Annotated in this window: 1 protein-coding gene; it reads right to left on the bottom strand. The window is 59.9% G+C overall.

Going from position 1 to position 1,438, the window contains the following annotated elements; all coding sequences use genetic code 11:
- Nucleotides 1-4 precede the first annotated feature (4 nt).
- Complete coding sequence (locus tag INT29_RS19870) at nucleotides 5-1,315, bottom strand: ISL3 family transposase (protein ID WP_193073272.1); 1,311 nt, start codon at nucleotides 1,313-1,315, stop codon at nucleotides 5-7.
- Between the last annotated feature and the right edge of the window lie 123 nt (nucleotides 1,316-1,438).

Here is a 1,438-nt window from a genome sequence, read left to right as displayed (position 1 = left end):
CGGCTCATCGTAAATAAGAGTGTAGAAGCGGCCTGAAACCACCGGATTCGAGTAAGCACCTGGCGATGTAATGAGTGAGATTGCGGAAACCGAGTGCCGATCCCCGCAGATGCTCGAGCCTTCCGTTGATGGCCTCGGTGGGCCCGTTCGACGTTCCGGGCCTGGTGAAGAACGCCAACACGTCGGCTGCTCGTCGTTTCAACGTTCGTCCTAACCGCTTCAGCTCGACCAATCCTGCTGGTAGACCCGACGCCAGGGTATCGATGACTTCCTGAAGAAGCCTTTTACCCTCGTTGCGGTCCTCGGCTCTGTATGCAGCCACGATGTCCTGGTAGACGCTCCAGGTGACTTCGACTTCAGTGAGATTGTCGTCAGCGAAGAGCTTCACGACCCTGGCTTGCTGCTTGGTCGTGAGCAGACTGGTGCCCGTATGCAGCGTCCTGCGCGCCCGATATAACGGATCCTTCGCCCGACCGCGATGGCCTGTCGTCTCTTGCTGGATGCGGCGTCGGGCCTCGTCAAGGGCATCACCGGCGAGCTTGACGACGTGGAATGGGTCCATGACTTCCACAGCATCGGGTAGTTCCTCGGCGGCGGCTGTTTTGAACCCGGAGAATCCGTCCATCGCGACGACTTCGATGGCATCGCGCCAGGACTTGGGGCGGGCGGCCAGCCATTGTTTGAAGACTTGTTTCGACCGGCCGGGCACTATGTCGAGTAGGCGTGCTGGGCCTGTTCCCTGGCTGATCGGGGTGAGATCGATGACGACCGTGACGTATTTGTCCCCGCGTCTGGTGTGTCGCCACACGTGTTCGTCGACGCCGATGACTGTGACGTTGTCGAAGCGAGTCGGATTGCTGATGAGTACTCGTTGTCCTTCGGCCAGGACCGCGGAGTTCGCGGTATGCCAGGACACCGCGAGCTTCTTCGCGATCACGGACATGGTGTCGTGATCAACAACGAGAGCACGCAGTGCCCAATCGAGTCCAGCTCGCGAGATCTTGGCCCGGGCTGGCGCCGCGGTGGTGGTGTCCTGGCGCCACACGTGGCCGCATTCGATGCACTTGTAGCGACGCAGGCGAATATGCAGTGTCGTGGGCCTGTGCCCGAAGGGTTCGTGTGCCAGTCGACGCAGAACAGTGTCGCGGACTTCGCCGTGGCCGCTACATCGTCGGCACCATTCATCGGTGGTGTTCGGTCGGCATTTCAGCACCGCTTTGTGGGCGGTGATGTGTTGGCCGATGCAGGTCAGGTCAAGGGTGTCGAGTCGAGCGAATGTCGTGAGGTCAGGCGTCGAGAATATAGGGTTGTCCACGTCGAGGTCTTTCGGATGGCTTGTGTGAGAACTTCCATCATCGGGAGACCTCGACGTCTATCCGGGTAGCGACTCGCCTTGTTTGAAATTCATCGGCCTACACTCTCGTTTGCGAAGAGCCAG

Origin of the sequence: Brevibacterium sp. FME37 (genome assembly GCF_014897485.1) — a bacterium.
In the GTDB taxonomy this organism is placed as follows: domain Bacteria; phylum Actinomycetota; class Actinomycetes; order Actinomycetales; family Brevibacteriaceae; genus Brevibacterium.
This window is presented reverse-complemented; position numbering and strand designations above follow the sequence as displayed.